Raw genomic sequence first — 15304 nt, forward strand, 5'->3', positions numbered from 1 at the left:
TAAATGACAAATTTTAGAACCTTCTTTCTAAAGGTCTATTTATTTCATTTTTTTATTTAGCCAAGTCCTCGCACTGACAATCCGCCATCGCTGGAAATAACTTCACCGGTGATCGCGCGTGCTTGGTCGGATGCTAAAAGTACATACGCAGCAACATGATCTTCTGGCATCTGGGCGAGTTGAAGTACATTTCGTTTTTTAATTCTACTTGCTTTCGTATCATTATCCACGATTTTAACAAATGGACGCAGCGGTGGGATAACCGAGAGTGCTGTCAGTGTGCCCCCTGGTGCTACCGCATTTACGCGGATAGACGGCGCGAGTTCGAACGCAAGCTGGCGCATCAGTCCTATTTGAGCGTGCTTGCTCGCTGTGTACCACACGCCACCGCCATCAGGATAGAAACTCGCACCAGAAACAGTAAAAATAATATTACCATTTGTTTTTTGCAGTTCTTCAAGAGCTGCTTTTGCGCCGAAAAAAGAACCTTTTACATTAATATTGAGAAGGTAATCATACGCTTCGGAAAGCGCTTCAGGAGTCACATCGGCAAATTTAGCAAAACCATCGAATACTCCAGCATTAGCGATAAAAACATCTAACTTTCCAAATTTTTTGACAGTAGCTTGAACAGCTTGCTCATTGTCTTCGTATTTGCTTACATCTCCCTGATAAGTGAGGATGTTTTCACCAAATTCTTCTTTCATTTTCTCTAACGTTTCTAAAGAGCGGCCGATAATGCTCACTTTTGCTCCTTCTTGTATAAAACGGCGTGTGACAGCTTCTCCTATCCCTGAAGCGCCACCTGTAATCAACACTACTTTATCTTTTAAGTCCATTACCATTGTCTCCACCTCTCTAGTTATCTTTCATACGTGATTATAGTTACACGAAGATGGCAAGATTTCTTGTATTTATTGTTGTTTGATCTACAATGAATACCCGTTTGGAAAGTTTCCATTTTCCATCTTCAAATAGAAATTCATCATTTCGTTCACCCGAAATTAAATCATGATGAATATCTGTGCTTCGGCTACGGTAAATCAGCAAATAGCTCTTTACAACTGCCTTTTCACCCTCAACAAAGTCTTTCACTCGCACATTGCTGACAAAGCGGCGCGTTCTTGAAGGAGGAATTTCCGCCCATGCATAATCCGTTTTCAAACGCTCCACGCGAAGCTTTAACAACTCAATATCATCATTAAACGTAAACATATCAGTTGAATAGTCTGGACGTTCTACTCCTTCTTTATTAACACGTACAGGCATTTGATAACGCAAGCTCGAGTGCATTAAATGAAACCAATCATCAAATTCAATGTCATCAAGTAATTGTGCTTCATCATACAACCACTGTTCAAACTCACATTTTGTCAGCATTTTTTCTACGTTCATTTTTCTTCCCCCTACTGCTCATCACTTCGTCATTAATTCCAGCCAATATTTGTAGAAATTACGCTGAGCCGCTTCTGTGAATTTATCATTGAAGGCAACACCTGGTCCGATAAACTCAACAGGTTCGCGATGAAGACCCATTGTATAGTTATAATTTAACTTATTTTGAAAAGGCATTGGGCCTTGGGCTGCTTCCGTAATGTCCGTAAATACCTCAGTATCATCTTGTTCAAAAATACCAGATGGGCTAAACGTCAAGATAAACGAATCTCTCGAACGATCCTTCCAATCTTGAGGGGCGTTTTTTTCAACGAGCATCCAAGCGATTACTTCCATCTTATTAAGACCAATTGGCCGCCACATTCTTATGGAAGTGTTAGAGATTAACTGGTCTTTTATTTTTGTATGGGAAATTAAAAATGATAGGTTCGGAAAAACGTTACCAATCATATTTTTCAAGTTTGATAACACTTCAAATTGTTCTTCAGACAAATTATTTTTATATTCATCTTTCAATTCTTCCGGGAAAGCAAAGTCAGGGTTAGGTGTTCCGAGATTTAGCCCATGTCCGTTTTCTGTGTAAATTTGAAAACCGCGCTTTGAATACGTTGCATTTGGCACCATGCCTAGTTTTGCAATTGAACCATGTGTGACCATCGTATGATAGGAATCACCAACAAAGTTATCAGAACCGACTTTCCAGTTAGAGTTCACGATAAATCGTTGAGGAGCCCCAATCACTTCCATTTCTGCGCGTCCTACAACTATATCTAAATACCATTTGAAATCGCCGAGAAACTCTTCAAGCGGCTCTGCATCTTGATTCCATGTTCCAAATAAAAGACCTTTATAAGATTGAAGCTTCACTTGGTGAAGACCCATTTCTGAACGGTTAAGCGTCTCGCCATAAATATCTTTTTGAAGCGGAACACCAACAAGCTCACCAGTATTTTTATAGTTAAATCCGTGATATGGACACGTAAATAAAGACTTATTCCCTTTGTCAGCCCGACATAGTTTCATTCCACGATGGGTACACATATTATAAAAAGCACGAATTTCTCCTTCTTTATCACGTGTAATTATGAGTGAATATCCGGAAAGTTCACGTGTCATGAAGTCCCCTGTGTTCGGGATTTCAGATTCATGGCCGACAAAAACCCACGTTTTCAAAAATACTTTTTCATGCTCTAAATCGTAAACAGTTTGATCGCCTAAAAGGTAAGCAGGGATTACCCCATCCTCTGGTTTTACCGTTTCGTTCAAATAATTAACCACTTGCTCTTTCGACATTTCTTTTAATGATTGATCAGTTTTAAGCATACTTGTACTCCTCCCTCTACGGGCTTCACTTAATTCATTATCCAACTAGAATAGTCTTGTCTTTGTTTTGAAGCGTAGCCAGTACACTTAACGCAGCTAAATAACTCGTTTTCGGATTGTTTGGCATCGGATCATTTTCTACTTCAAGCTTAAGTTTTCCGAACAAACCTGACGCTTCAATAAGATGGCTATTCTTCAACGCATCTGGATCGGCAATAATTTTTACTTTCGTCTTTTCAGAACCAAGACCAGCTAAAGATAACACAATCGCAACATTAATATTTCTCGGAAACTGCTTAATTGCTTCAGCTGCAGAGCCTTCAAATAAAACCGTTTCTTTTTCTAATGAAGCACCTGCTGGCAATGCGCTTGTCGGTTTTCTCGTTGTTATGGACACTGATTCAAGTCCATTCACGGCTTTTGCAGATTTTAGTACATCGAGTCCTCCAATCGCACCAGATGGAAGAAAAACGTTTACATTATTTTTTCGGCAAATTTCGCGTACGCTTTTTTCAAAAGCAGCATCGGCCATTACTCCTATGCTACTTAATAATAAATCTTTTCCACCTTCAAGCACTTTCAATGAGTACTCTTCAGCAGCTTCAATGGTCGCTGCTTCAATGACTAGATCCACATCAGAATGAAGGAGTGAGCCAACATCTCGATACGACTGTGTCCCAAATTCCTCAGCTAGTTGAGCTGCGATTTCTTCGCGGCGTGCATAAATCGAAACGATTTTGCCACCTGGAAGAAGTCCGTCCTTATTTATTGCCTGAAGCAGAAATGTACCGATATTACCGCACCCAATTAGCCCTAGTTTCATGCCATTCACCCTTTCTCAATCAGCAAACCCGTATGAATCTGCATAGAATTCCAGTCCACAATGTCTCGTTTCGCGGGAAACACCACTTTCTTTTAAACCCGGAAAGTCGAGAGCTAAATCACCGAAAACGGTATGATTATTATGGAAAACAGCTCCTGCCTCGAGGCGATCGGCCAGCTCAATAGCTAATTCTTCATTCTCAGTCCAAACAGACGCCCGTAAACCAAATTCACTATCATTCGCTAACTTTACCGCTTCATCAACATCAGAGAAAGGCAAAATAGGGATGACTGGTCCAAATTGCTCGACGCGAACTACTTCGCTTTGCTGATCGATTCCTGTAACAATCGAAGGAAGCATATAATAACCTTGATCCCACGATTCCGGATTAAGTTGAATGCCGGCAGTGATTACTGTTGCACCTGACTTAACTGTACGTTTGATCAACTCATTCACATAATCAAACTGCGCTTTATTATTTAACGGCCCCATTGTTACAGCAGGCTGAATGCCATCACCAACAACAACCCGTTCAAACTCTTTCGTTAATTTTTTCACAACTTCTTCATAACGTGATTCATGGACATACACTCGTTTAATAGCTGAGCACACTTGGCCTGCTGCTCGTAAAATACCCATTTTAAGACGATTGATCGCTGCTTCATCCATGTTTGCATCGTCCAAAATAATTGCCGGATCATTGCCGCCGAGTTCCATATAAACTTTTTGGAGATTTCCTGCAGACTTCTTCATAATATCTTTTCCTGTTTCAGTACTGCCGACAAATGCGACGGTACGCACGCGGGAATCAGAGCAAAGTATGTCACCGATTACTTTTCCTGAACCTGTCACAATATTAATGACGCCTGGTGGAAAATGTTCAGCGACTACTTTTAAACAAGTCATAATTGTTAACGGACAATTTGTAGCAGGTTTTACAACGACGGTATTGCCTGCTAAAATGGCTGGGATGACTCGTTTAAATGTTAAAATCATGGGTGAATTCCATGGTGTAATCACTGCTGTGACGCCTCTTGCTCTTCTTCTAACTTGGACTTTTTGATTTCCTGGAAGCACTTCTGGTTTCCACCAGTTAAGCAGCTCTGCTGCGCAGCCCTTCATGACCTCAACACAGCGTAGTAAATCTTTTTTAGCTTCTACAAGTGTTTTACCATTTTCCCGTACAAATAGTGTGACATTTTCCTCGATGATAGTCGCCAGTTCTTCTGCCGCTGTGTTCATGAGGGCTGCTCGTTCTCCTATATCAGAACGAGACCAGGTTTCATAAGCTTTATCTGCCACTTCTATCACTTCATTTACAATGTCCTCAGTACATATTGCCACTTGGCCTACTACTTCTGAAGTGTTTGCAGGATTAATCACATCGGCTGTTTCTTTTATTTCTTTCCATTCTCCATTAACGAGGTATCTTCCTGAAACAACTGGATAGGTCGAAATCATTTTCAATCCTCCTTTATATTTTTTTTGGTTTAAATGCTTCCGCTGCCCCTGGAGGTCCGCCGAACGGTTTTGCCATTGGCCCAACAGCTTCCATATCGACAACGATCATTGACGGTTTACGTCTTTCTTTTGCTTTTTTTAGTTCGCTAACAAATTCATCTCCAGAACCAATCCGTACAGCAGCAAAGTGCATTGACTCAGCAAGCTTTACAAAATCAGGACTCAATAAATCCACAGCTACTTGGCGTCCATATGCAGCGTCTTGGATATTGCGAAGAACCCCGTAGCCTGAGTCATCAAACAATACAATGATGATAGGTAAATTTTCTTCAGCTGCCGTAACCATTTCCCCGACATTGACCATAAACCCGCCGTCTCCAGCCATCAGCACAACTGTTTTATCTTTACAGCCCATTTGTGCACCAATTGCTGTTGGAAGGCCTTGACCAATTCCGCCCCCTGAAGCATGAATGGAAGTTCTCGGTTCATAAATTTCAAATAAACGGCTTCCCCAAACGTTTGCCTGAACAGTTACATCTCGAACTAAAATGGTATCGCGCGGCAATATTTCTCTCATTCCATCTAAAAATTGCTCATATGGTCCGAGCGTTTCACGGAGTTGAGCGCGCACTTCATCTCTGAGGTTACGTACTTCTTCTATATAAGATGGTACTGCAGAAACTGATTTTTCTTTGAGCTTTTGCACGAGAGCCTCTAACAAATCTTTTGCATCGCCAACTAAACCGAATGTCGCTTTATAGTTACGGTTAATTGCCTGCCAATCCGCATCAATTGCAATATGCTCTTCTGGTACAGGTACTTTCCAGTTGGACGTTTCATTCCCTCTAAAACGGACACCTACGCTGATCAATAAATCCGCATTTCGCAAAAACTCTTTTGTGGACTCATATGCTGCAAAATGTCCGATGCATTGTTCGTGGTCTTCTGGAATCGAACCTTTTCCTGTTTGACTTGTAATAACTGCTGCGCCAAGAATTTCCGCTAATTGTTGCAGCTCATGTGAAGCATTAGCAGTGATGACACCGCCTCCTGCCCAAATTACTGGACGGCGTGCTTCAATAATTTTTGTCACTGCTTGTTCAGGAATAAATGCCGTTGATTGTTGTTTAGACTCTGCAACTTGTACACCATCAAGTGAAAGATCCTCTATAATCGCCGATTGAAAGTCAATCGGAATTTCCAGTGATACCGGTCCAGTCGGCGCAGTTAATGCTTCTTGAATCGCCTTTCTTACTACTGCAGCTGTTTGTTCCGGCCTTCTAAGCCGTACAGCATGTTTACATGCGCCGCTCATTATCGAGAGCTGATCTTTGCATTCATGTATGTATCCTCTACCTGTTCCAAGATATGGAGATGCGACTTCTCCGGTAAGATGAAGAAGTGGAACGCCGGCAGCCCAAGCTTCAACTAATGAACCAGCTGCATTTCCTGCTCCTGTTCCCGTACTTGTAATAACTACACCTAATTTTCCAGTCGCACGCGCATAACCATCTGCCATATTGACTGCACCGCTCTCACCACGCGAACAGATAAGCTTAATGCTTCCCTCTCTAAGAATGGCATCATAAATAGGCATATTATGAATACTGACAATACCGAAAGCGGTTTCTACGCCTGCACGTACTAGCTCTTTTACAATGGCATCAGCTGTTGTAAACTCTATCTCTTCTTGTTTTTTCATTGTGATATCCACCTTTGTTTAGTAATATTATTAAAGCGCTTTACCTATCGCTCCTGCAGTTTCAATCGTCGAGCCAGCTACATAACTCGCTTTGTCTGAAGCGAGAAATACAATAACACTAGCAACTTCTTCCACTTCACCTACACGGCCAAGTGGAATATTCCGTTTTTTCGCAAGATCTCTATAATATTCTTCCGGATCCATATCAGGGGCATTTTTCAATCTTCTGCGCTCCCATTGATCAGTCCGAATCAACCCGAGGCTAACTGAATTCACTAATATATTGTCTAAGGCCAGTTCTTGAGACAAAGTTTTGCTTAAATTTAAAAGACCAGCCCGTGTAGCTGCAGTCGCTACCATGTGACGCTCAGGCTCTTTAGCAAGCGTTGCATTAATATTAATAATCCGCCCGCCACCTCTTTTAACAAGGTGTGGATGAGCAGAACGAACCGCATAAATGATAGCAAAATACTTTAATTGAATTTGTTCTTGCCACTGTTCATCTGTAATGTCAAAAAAATAACCCATCACGCTTTGTCCAGCAGCATTTACTAATATATCAATTCCGCCTAACTTTTCTGATGTGCTGATAATAAACGATTCAACATCTGATTTCGATGTAACGTCACAAGTTGATGCAAAAATATCTTCTTTGTTCCCAAATGATTGCAATTGATGTTGGGCATTTTCCATGCGCTCTTCGCTTCTTCCACAAATAGCTACTTTTGCGCCCTCTCCTAAAAACATTTCTGCTGTTTTTAATCCGACACCTGATGTGCCTCCCATAATAACAGCAACTTTTCCTTTCAAACCTAAGTCCATCTCGTCACTCCTTTAAATATGTAGCTTCTCGATTCGCCGCATTAACGAACGTTAACTGCTCCATCTACCCAGCCTGGATCGGGATCTCCACCCATTGCTTTTCGAGCTTCAGGTCTCGGTGGCCCTGCAATACCCCATTGATCCATTAAATGAGGCACACGTTTCCATACACGTGCTCTCCACTCAGACTCATCTTCAATCGTTTCGAGATAGCACGTATACTCCATAACGAAACCGCCTGGGTCCTGAAAATAACAGAAAATATTGTCTCCTGGTCCATGACGTCCAGGCCCCCATAATTTACTATAGCCAGCTTTTCGAACATTGCTTATGCCACGCATTAGTTCATCGACTGAATCAACCTCGTAAGCAATGTGATTGACTGAAGCATGTGTATCTTGATTGAATGCGATTGAGTGGTGTTTTCGGTTGCACCGCAAGAAAGACATTTGGTGCTCGCTCCAATCCGTTACTTTAAAGCCAAGTACATCTGTATAAAACTCTACAATCATATCTAAGTCTTTTGTGTTCATGACAACATGATTCAATTTCACAGGATCAACGTTTTTCTTGTTCCAAATGGACGTTTGGACTTCCACCCAAGCCGAAAGCTCTATCACACGATTTTCTGGATCCACAAACCGAAGTCCATATCCAGCTCCTGCTTCATCCAAATAACCTGGATGTTGGATAATACGTACACCTTTTGACTGTAATATTTCAGCTGCACGATCCACTGCGTTTTTATCGACCATCCCAAATGAGATGTGGTGCAAACCACGCTTTTCTCCTTTGTGAAGGCTTACAATATGGTGTTCTGGTCCAGCCCCGCGAAAATAAACTGTATTTTCTTCTTTTGGAACATTCACTCTATCTAAACCCCAAACCTTTTCATAAAACTCGGCTTGTTCGTCAAAATTCGACGTAATCAAACTAATATGTCGTAAATGAGTAATTCCAAGCACTTTTTATACCTCCCATTAAACAGATATCCCTCTCGTTAGAAAGCGTTTTCTTTGGAGATCCTCTAGAAAAGGCAACTGCATTATTTTTCATAATGCAGCTGTGACTTTTCTATTTTATTAATCAACCTTTAATGATTGCTTCTCTTTCTTTAGCACGTTGTTTACGCAGTTCTTCAAGTGCGCTACCTTCTGGATAGGTTGGCAAATTAGGCTTAACTGCTCCAAGCATAACGAGCATACGCGCCTCTTCTTTCCCATCATTTCTGATCCCGCGATATACTCCTGGAGGGCTGCTGATACAGTCTCTCGCATTCAGTTTAATATCATGAACTTCACTGTTGCTGTCTTCCTGAATTAACGCTGTAACTTCTCCCTCAAGAATAAAAAATACTTCTTCTACATCATCGTGGAGGTGCAACGGCCCGATACATCCTGGAGGAAGCACCATTGTACTTAATGTAAAATGTTCCGCTGCAATTACATTTGAATCATTATTCGCAGTAGCACCTCGTCCAATATACCGCAATTGTGCACGTCTATAAGCTGGGTCAATTTCCTCCTGGAACTTTAAGACATTCCAATCAAGTGTACGGTCTTCCAAGCGAGCCACATATTTTTTTTCAAATTCTTTAACCGAAAACGTTTCTTTTGTCATTTTATAAATCCTCCCTTTATTCATTGTTCTTTACTTGCATTATGTTTTATATATAAAACAATGTTTTATTTATAAACTAATTCTAAAATGGAATCATTATATTGTCAAGATTAGTTTTTAGAAAATTTAAAAGTGTTTTTATTTTAAAACCCCCTTTTTTTTGAACAATCCAAGGCTTTATCTAAAACTATGAACAAAAGCGGAAGGAACATATAAAACTTGGAACTTTATGTCGAAACGCTTACCCGCAGTTTATAAATTTATTTTCTAAACGACAAAAAAGTGTGGTTACCCTTAAAGATCGGGTATCCACACTTTTGAAAAAAGATGATTCTTTTTATAGTTAAGATCAATTGTTTTTTCAGATATCTTTTTGATTAAGCGCTTTTGGAATTCCTCCACTGTATCCCATATAATTCGATAGTAAATGGGAAACTTCCAGTACTTTTGGCAAGGAAATTTTATCCATAAAATCTTCCTGGTAAGCCGATTCTGTTGCTACGACATTCAAAGCCGCCAAAATTTCTCCAGTTCTATCAAAAATCGGCGCTGCAACAGAACGAATACCCGGATGGAATTCTCCACTAGTCATTGAATATCCTTTTTGCCGTATTGTTTCTAATTGCTGTTGAAACTCACTCGGTGTTATGAGTGTCTTATCTGTATAAGGAGTTAGGTTTGAGACATGAAACATTTGCCTCAGACTTTCTTTAGACTGATAAGCAAGCAATAATTTTCCATTGGCTGTTGCATGAGCTGGGAGCCTCATGCCAATGTTCACATTGATGGCGGATACACCCCTGACCGGAGCACTTCCTACGTATACCACTTCCTGTCCATCCAAAATAGACAAATGACAAGATGCACCGATTTCATCACGCAGCTTTTCCATATAAGGTTGGGCAATTTCTGGGAATTTCAAGCTGTTTAAATAACTAAAACCCAATTCAAGCACTTTTGGAGATAATTTATAATGTTTTGTATTTTCATCCTGAGACAGGTAACCCATATTTTGAAGTGTAAATAATAAACGATATGGTACCGTTCTGCTAACGCCCAGCTGTTTCGCTATTTCTGAAAGTGACAAGCTCGGCTGTTCTTCATTAAAAAGCTTTATTATTTCCAATCCTCTTACTAATGAATTGGCACTATACTTTTCTTTTTCTTCGCTTACCATTCGAGTATTCCTCCCGTTGTTTACTCTTTCAGAGCCCCTTAATATATAGGAGAAACTGATCATTATCTAATAATTTATTATTTCATATATAAAACATCGTTAATAAATAAATTATATATTTGTCTGAAATTAAATTCAATATGTTAAAATATTAAATTGACAAACAATTGTACTTATTTTATCGTATATATATTAAAAATGTTTTATCAACAAAACATATTTTTCAATTGTAAACGCTTTAATTATTGATTAAGTTTTAACAAGGAGAAGATATTATGCTTCAAGGACAAAAAAGATGGTTATATATTGCCGTACCGATTTTTTTCTTTTGGTTCTTTGGACAAATTGATAAGGTGGGTATTTCCATCATTCAAACAGATCCGGATTTCTTGAATACGTTCGGAATAACAGGTGAAGACAAAAATACAAAAATTGGTCTTCTTTCGTTTGTTTTTACTATTGCTTATGGGGTTTCAAATCTTTTTTGGGGCTTCATTATTGACAAATTTGGTGCGCGAAAAACAGCTATTGCTGGATTATCCATTTGGACGCTTACCATGTTTTCGTCAGGTCTCACTACTTCATATGAAATATTTTTAGTAAGCCGAATTATTCTCGGTTTTGGCGAAGGGATGATGATTCCTGTATCCGGTAAATTTATTTCTTCCTGGTTTAATAATCGCGAAATAGGACGTGCTCAGGCATCTGGGCTTACTGGAAACTATTTAGGACCGGCGATCGGAGCCGTTGTTTTGACTCTCATTATTTCATCACTCCACTGGCAGTCAGCTTTTTTTATTCTAGCGGCGCTTAACTTATTTATTAATATCCCAATGTTTATCTTCCTGACAAGAAATAAACCAGAAGAGCACCCGCATGTTAGTAAAGAAGAACTGGCTTTTATCCGTCATTTGGATGATGATGAAAAAGAGGGAATCACGTCTGAGAATAAGAGTTTTGCTCAGGATTACCGTTTCTGGATTGTCTGGTTTGGTATGCTCGTATGTTCTTTCCTTTTCTTCGGAATCAGTATTTGGCTCCCAACATATCTTTTGGAAGCAAAAGGCTTCGAACAAAAAGGGATGTCAAGCATCACTTCCCTCTCCTGGTTATTTGCGCTTGGATTTGTCCTGTCATGCGGTTTTCTTGCCGATAAGACAAGACGGCCAGGTTTAATGGCATCGATTTTATTTTTAATGACAACCATCTTTTTGATAGTGGCAGTTTTTATCCCAAATCCAATTATAGCGGGGATTTGTATGGGTCTTGCAATGGGATGCCAGGGCGGTGTGTTCCATCTGAGTAATATGCTTATGGTAAAATACTCAACACCAGAAACAGCCGGTCGGGCAGCAGGCTTGATGGGATTCACAAATATTATGGGCGGCATTTCAAGCTATATTATGGGCTGGCTTCGTGACATATCAAACGGGGACTTCAGTACATCCATTGCTATGTTAATTTTTGCATCTATTTTAGGTTTGGGCGCTTATGTATTTACGGTTAAAAAAGAGGCAGCTGAACTTCATTCAGCTCCTCTCCCTACGCAAAATAGGCACGCCTAATAGAATGCGTTTTTCGAAAATATGTATTGAATCAAAAATAAAAAAAACGTAAAATTACAAATTGATAAATCCCCTGCCATTAGACCGACCAAAGTTAAATCTTTGAAGTCTTCTGGCAGGGGATTTTTAGATAGACATAGTTGCCCTGGATTTATACAAAAGCAGGTAGTTTTTCTTCTTCAAGTGTTAATAGACGCTCTTTGATCTCTTCTACATTTACAATTTTTCGTGAAACACCCGTTTCCATCGCAACTTTAGCCACTGCCGATGCTACATGGGCAGCAACCCGACGGTCAAATGGATTGGGGATCACATAGTCAGTATGGAGGTCTTCCTCTGAAATCAATCCAGCAATGGCATAAACAGCTGCCAGTTTCATTTCTTCATTGATTTCTTTTGCGTGAACGTCTAAAGCACCGCGGAAGATGCCTGGGAATGCAAGTACATTATTCACCTGATTCGGGTAATCAGAGCGGCCCGTCCCAACTACGAGTGCTCCCGCTTCTTTTGCATCCTCCGGCATAATTTCAGGTACCGGATTGGCCATCGCAAAAATGATTGGATTTTGATTCATGGAACGAACCATCTCTTTCGTGACAGCACCTGCAGCTGATACTCCGACAAACACATCTGCTCCCTCCAGCGCATCCGCTAATGACCCTTGTTGTTGTTCTTTATTAGTCATACGGGCCATTTCTTCTTTAAATGAATTCATTCCCTCAGGACGGCCTTTATAGATGATTCCTTTTGTATCACATAAAATAACATCTTTTACACCCATATGAAGCAACAGCTTAATAATCGCCACTCCTGCGGCACCCGCACCGTTTGCGACTACGCGAATATCTTCAATTTTCTTGTCAGCCAATTTAAGAGCGTTGATTAATCCGGCAGCTGTTACGATTGCAGTACCGTGTTGATCATCATGGAAAATGGGAATATTGCAGACTTTTCGTAAGCGATCTTCAATTTCAAAACATTGAGGTGCAGAAATGTCTTCTAAGTTAATCCCGCCAAATGTAGGCTCAAGCAATTTGACAACCTCGATAATTTTGTCACAATCAGTTGTATCTAAGCAAAGAGGGAATGCATCTACATCGGCAAATGATTTGAATAACAATGCTTTTCCCTCCATAACCGGCATGGCAGCTTTTGGGCCAATATTTCCAAGTCCGAGTACAGCTGTACCGTTTGAAACAACGGCAACTAGATTACCCTTCATGGTATAGTCATATACCTTGCTCTCATTCTCATGAATGTCTAGGCAGGGTTCTGCAACGCCTGGTGAATAAGCAAGACTTAAATCGTTTGCATTGCGTACTGCGACTTTTGAGTAAACACCAAGCTTTCCTCGATTTTCTTTGTGCATCTTTAATGCTTCTTCACGTAAAGTTGACATACAATGTCTCTCCCTTTGTTTAATATGTTATGGTTATAGGAAAATCTAGAGAAAAGGGCTATGTGAAAAGGATACAAAACTTTGGGCTTCAGCCCATTTTATTCTTAGTTATCATGGTAAAGATCTTAAACAGCAACTAAATCAACACCATAATCATTATAATAAGCAATCTCGGAAAGAATCTTACAGCCTTCAATGTTTTCGAAAGCTTCTTTTGCTTCTTCCGCTGTGTCATACTCAAACATTTTTATATTTGAATTTGAATAGAGCGTGATGACCCACATTAACATTTCCCCCAATTAAATTTGACTTCATTTCAATTCCATTTATACAATTACTTTATTTCCTGATGTATTGCTTAGATGATTTCCAGCAGCCTCTTTTTTAATCATAAACAGGTACGCCACAAATCCAATAATAGCTGCCACAATCAACATGATAATGGATGGACCAAAATCTCCGCCGGACGAATCGCGTGCCCACCCCATAATATAGCTCGAAAAACCACCCATAATATTCGTGAACCCCATTAAACCGGCTGCGCGGCCCGCTGTTTTAGGTGTTGAAAATTTGATGATGAATAAATTGGTTAGATGAAACATTCCTCCCTGAGATCCCATTGCGAGTCCCATTGAAACGCCTGCCACGATAGGATTTGGTGCAATAACTGCAATTGTCAAAAATGAAGCTGTAAGTATGAAAAGAATCGCCGCCTGTATACTCGGGCGTTTCGTTTTGTCTGCTAGGAATCCACCAACCAGTACAAATCCAAGTGCGAATAGCCACGATAATGAAGTAATCCCCGTCATTGCTTCTCTTTCAAAGCCTTTGGCTTCAACGAGATATGTAGGCAGCCAAATACTGATTCCAAAGAAAAGAAAGGACGACATCAAATTGCCAAACCAGACAATCCAATAACGAAAATCCTTAGCGAAGAATTGCTTCGTCTCTGCATCAACTGCTTCGTCTTTTTGGCGAATATAGGAGACCTCTTCTTTACTGAGACGTGGATGTTCTTCTGGCGTATTACGTGTCAGAAAAAGGAACATTGGAATATTAATAAATAAGTTAAAGCCGGCGAGAACAAAGAATGCGGCCTGCCAATGAAAAGTGGAAATAACTAGTATGAGGATTACCGCACCCACTGCTGGACCAAGATAGTTGCCAATAATCCAAGATGATTGTGCACGGCCAAGCTCTCGTTTATTAAACCAATTCGAAATAAATTTACCCGATATTGGAATCATCATACCTTCCCCGATTCCAAGGATGATTCTACTAATTAGAAACATTTCATATGAAGTAGACAGCCCTCCAATTACCATGGTCGCTGTCCATACCAGTAGACCCAAAACAGCTGTTTTCCTTGCCCCTAACTTGTCGATAATAATTCCCCAAAAAACGTTGGAACACGAGTATGAAATCATGAATATAAAGGAGATTAAGCCAATTTTGGCATTTTTATCTGGGCCAGTTATACCAAGATCACTTAAAAATCCCGGATCTGTTTGGATAACCGAAATGCCTACTTTATCAATCTGACCGAAAAACCAAAAGAAAAAAATTGGAACGGCAATATACAACCATCTTTTTTGACCTTGTAACATGTTAGTATCCCCCTTCAATATAGTCCTACACGAATACGCTTTCATAATTTGCGATAAAAATAATATCACTCACACTATTAAACACCATCAACTCCCCTTTAATAATTAATAGAGTAAACCATTTGTTTTATATATAAAACAATGTTACTATTAATTATAATATTATATTGTATTTTAATAATAGTCAATAATATTCAGATAATTTGTTTCGATAAAGTAAAATAGTTTTATATACAAAACAAAAAAAGTATTGTTTCATTGAAGTCAACAATGAAACAATACTTTTTTCTTTTTCATCAATACTTTTCCCTGTATATCCCATAAAACCGGATAAAGAATCTGAAATTTCACGTGCCTTCATTCAGCCGATTAAAAATCCCTTTTCATTATCATTCTTCATCTTTGTGGAC

The 15304-nt window shown here is 39.7% G+C and carries 14 protein-coding genes; 1 reads left to right on the forward strand and 13 read right to left on the reverse strand.

What is annotated here, in order from left to right:
- Positions 1–56 precede the first annotated feature (56 nt).
- The 10 genes from AB7942_RS18085 to AB7942_RS18130 form a co-directional block, all read right to left on the reverse strand.
- Positions 57–839, reverse strand: a complete 783-nt coding sequence (locus tag AB7942_RS18085) for an SDR family NAD(P)-dependent oxidoreductase (protein ID WP_369447953.1) — start codon at positions 837–839, stop codon at positions 57–59.
- A gap of 46 nt (positions 840–885) precedes the next feature.
- Complete coding sequence (locus AB7942_RS18090) at positions 886–1395, reverse strand: aromatic-ring-hydroxylating dioxygenase subunit beta (protein ID WP_088086710.1); 510 nt, start codon at positions 1393–1395, stop codon at positions 886–888.
- 21 nt (positions 1396–1416) lie between these two features.
- The gene (locus AB7942_RS18095; protein WP_369447954.1) at positions 1417–2718 is read right to left on the reverse strand and encodes an aromatic ring-hydroxylating oxygenase subunit alpha; all 1302 of its coding nucleotides are present in this window, start codon (positions 2716–2718) and stop codon (positions 1417–1419) included.
- A 37-nt stretch (positions 2719–2755) separates the two neighbouring features.
- Positions 2756–3541: an aspartate dehydrogenase gene (gene nadX / locus AB7942_RS18100; RefSeq protein ID WP_369447955.1), complete on the reverse strand. Its 786-nt coding sequence runs from the start codon at positions 3539–3541 to the stop codon at positions 2756–2758.
- Between the two features lie 15 nt (positions 3542–3556).
- Positions 3557–5002, reverse strand: coding sequence for an aldehyde dehydrogenase family protein (locus AB7942_RS18105; protein ID WP_369447956.1), 1446 nt, complete (start codon positions 5000–5002; stop codon positions 3557–3559).
- A gap of 13 nt (positions 5003–5015) precedes the next feature.
- On the reverse strand, positions 5016–6704 hold the full coding sequence (locus AB7942_RS18110) for a thiamine pyrophosphate-binding protein (protein ID WP_369447957.1): 1689 nt from the start codon (positions 6702–6704) through the stop codon (positions 5016–5018).
- Positions 6705–6734: 30 nt separating this feature from the next.
- Positions 6735–7526 carry an SDR family oxidoreductase gene (locus tag AB7942_RS18115; RefSeq protein ID WP_369447958.1) on the reverse strand — a complete coding sequence of 264 codons (792 nt, stop codon included), beginning with the start codon at positions 7524–7526 and terminating at the stop codon, positions 6735–6737.
- Positions 7527–7567: 41 nt separating this feature from the next.
- Positions 7568–8491 carry a VOC family protein gene (locus tag AB7942_RS18120; protein WP_369447959.1) on the reverse strand — a complete coding sequence of 308 codons (924 nt, stop codon included), beginning with the start codon at positions 8489–8491 and terminating at the stop codon, positions 7568–7570.
- 121 nt (positions 8492–8612) lie between these two features.
- Positions 8613–9146 carry a cupin domain-containing protein gene (locus tag AB7942_RS18125; protein WP_369447960.1) on the reverse strand — a complete coding sequence of 178 codons (534 nt, stop codon included), beginning with the start codon at positions 9144–9146 and terminating at the stop codon, positions 8613–8615.
- Between the two features lie 361 nt (positions 9147–9507).
- Positions 9508–10323 carry an IclR family transcriptional regulator gene (locus AB7942_RS18130; protein WP_098932215.1) on the reverse strand — a complete coding sequence of 272 codons (816 nt, stop codon included), beginning with the start codon at positions 10321–10323 and terminating at the stop codon, positions 9508–9510.
- Between the two features lie 275 nt (positions 10324–10598).
- Between AB7942_RS18130 and AB7942_RS18135 the strand changes: the two genes are divergently transcribed.
- Positions 10599–11888, forward strand: coding sequence for an MFS transporter (locus AB7942_RS18135; protein WP_369447961.1), 1290 nt, complete (start codon positions 10599–10601; stop codon positions 11886–11888).
- Positions 11889–12039: 151 nt separating this feature from the next.
- Here the strand turns inward: AB7942_RS18135 and ystJ are convergent, their stop codons facing one another.
- The 3 genes from ystJ to AB7942_RS18150 form a co-directional block, all read right to left on the reverse strand.
- A complete protein-coding gene (gene ystJ / locus AB7942_RS18140) occupies positions 12040–13287 on the reverse strand; it encodes an NADP-dependent malic enzyme (RefSeq protein WP_098932217.1) in 1248 nt (415 codons plus the stop codon).
- 125 nt (positions 13288–13412) lie between these two features.
- Complete coding sequence (locus AB7942_RS18145) at positions 13413–13571, reverse strand: hypothetical protein (protein WP_179195767.1); 159 nt, start codon at positions 13569–13571, stop codon at positions 13413–13415.
- Between the two features lie 42 nt (positions 13572–13613).
- Entirely contained in the window at positions 13614–14894 is a 1281-nt protein-coding gene (locus AB7942_RS18150; RefSeq protein ID WP_369447962.1) for an MFS transporter, read from the reverse strand.
- Between the last annotated feature and the right edge of the window lie 410 nt (positions 14895–15304).

Source organism: Neobacillus sp. BF23-41, from assembly GCF_041106275.1.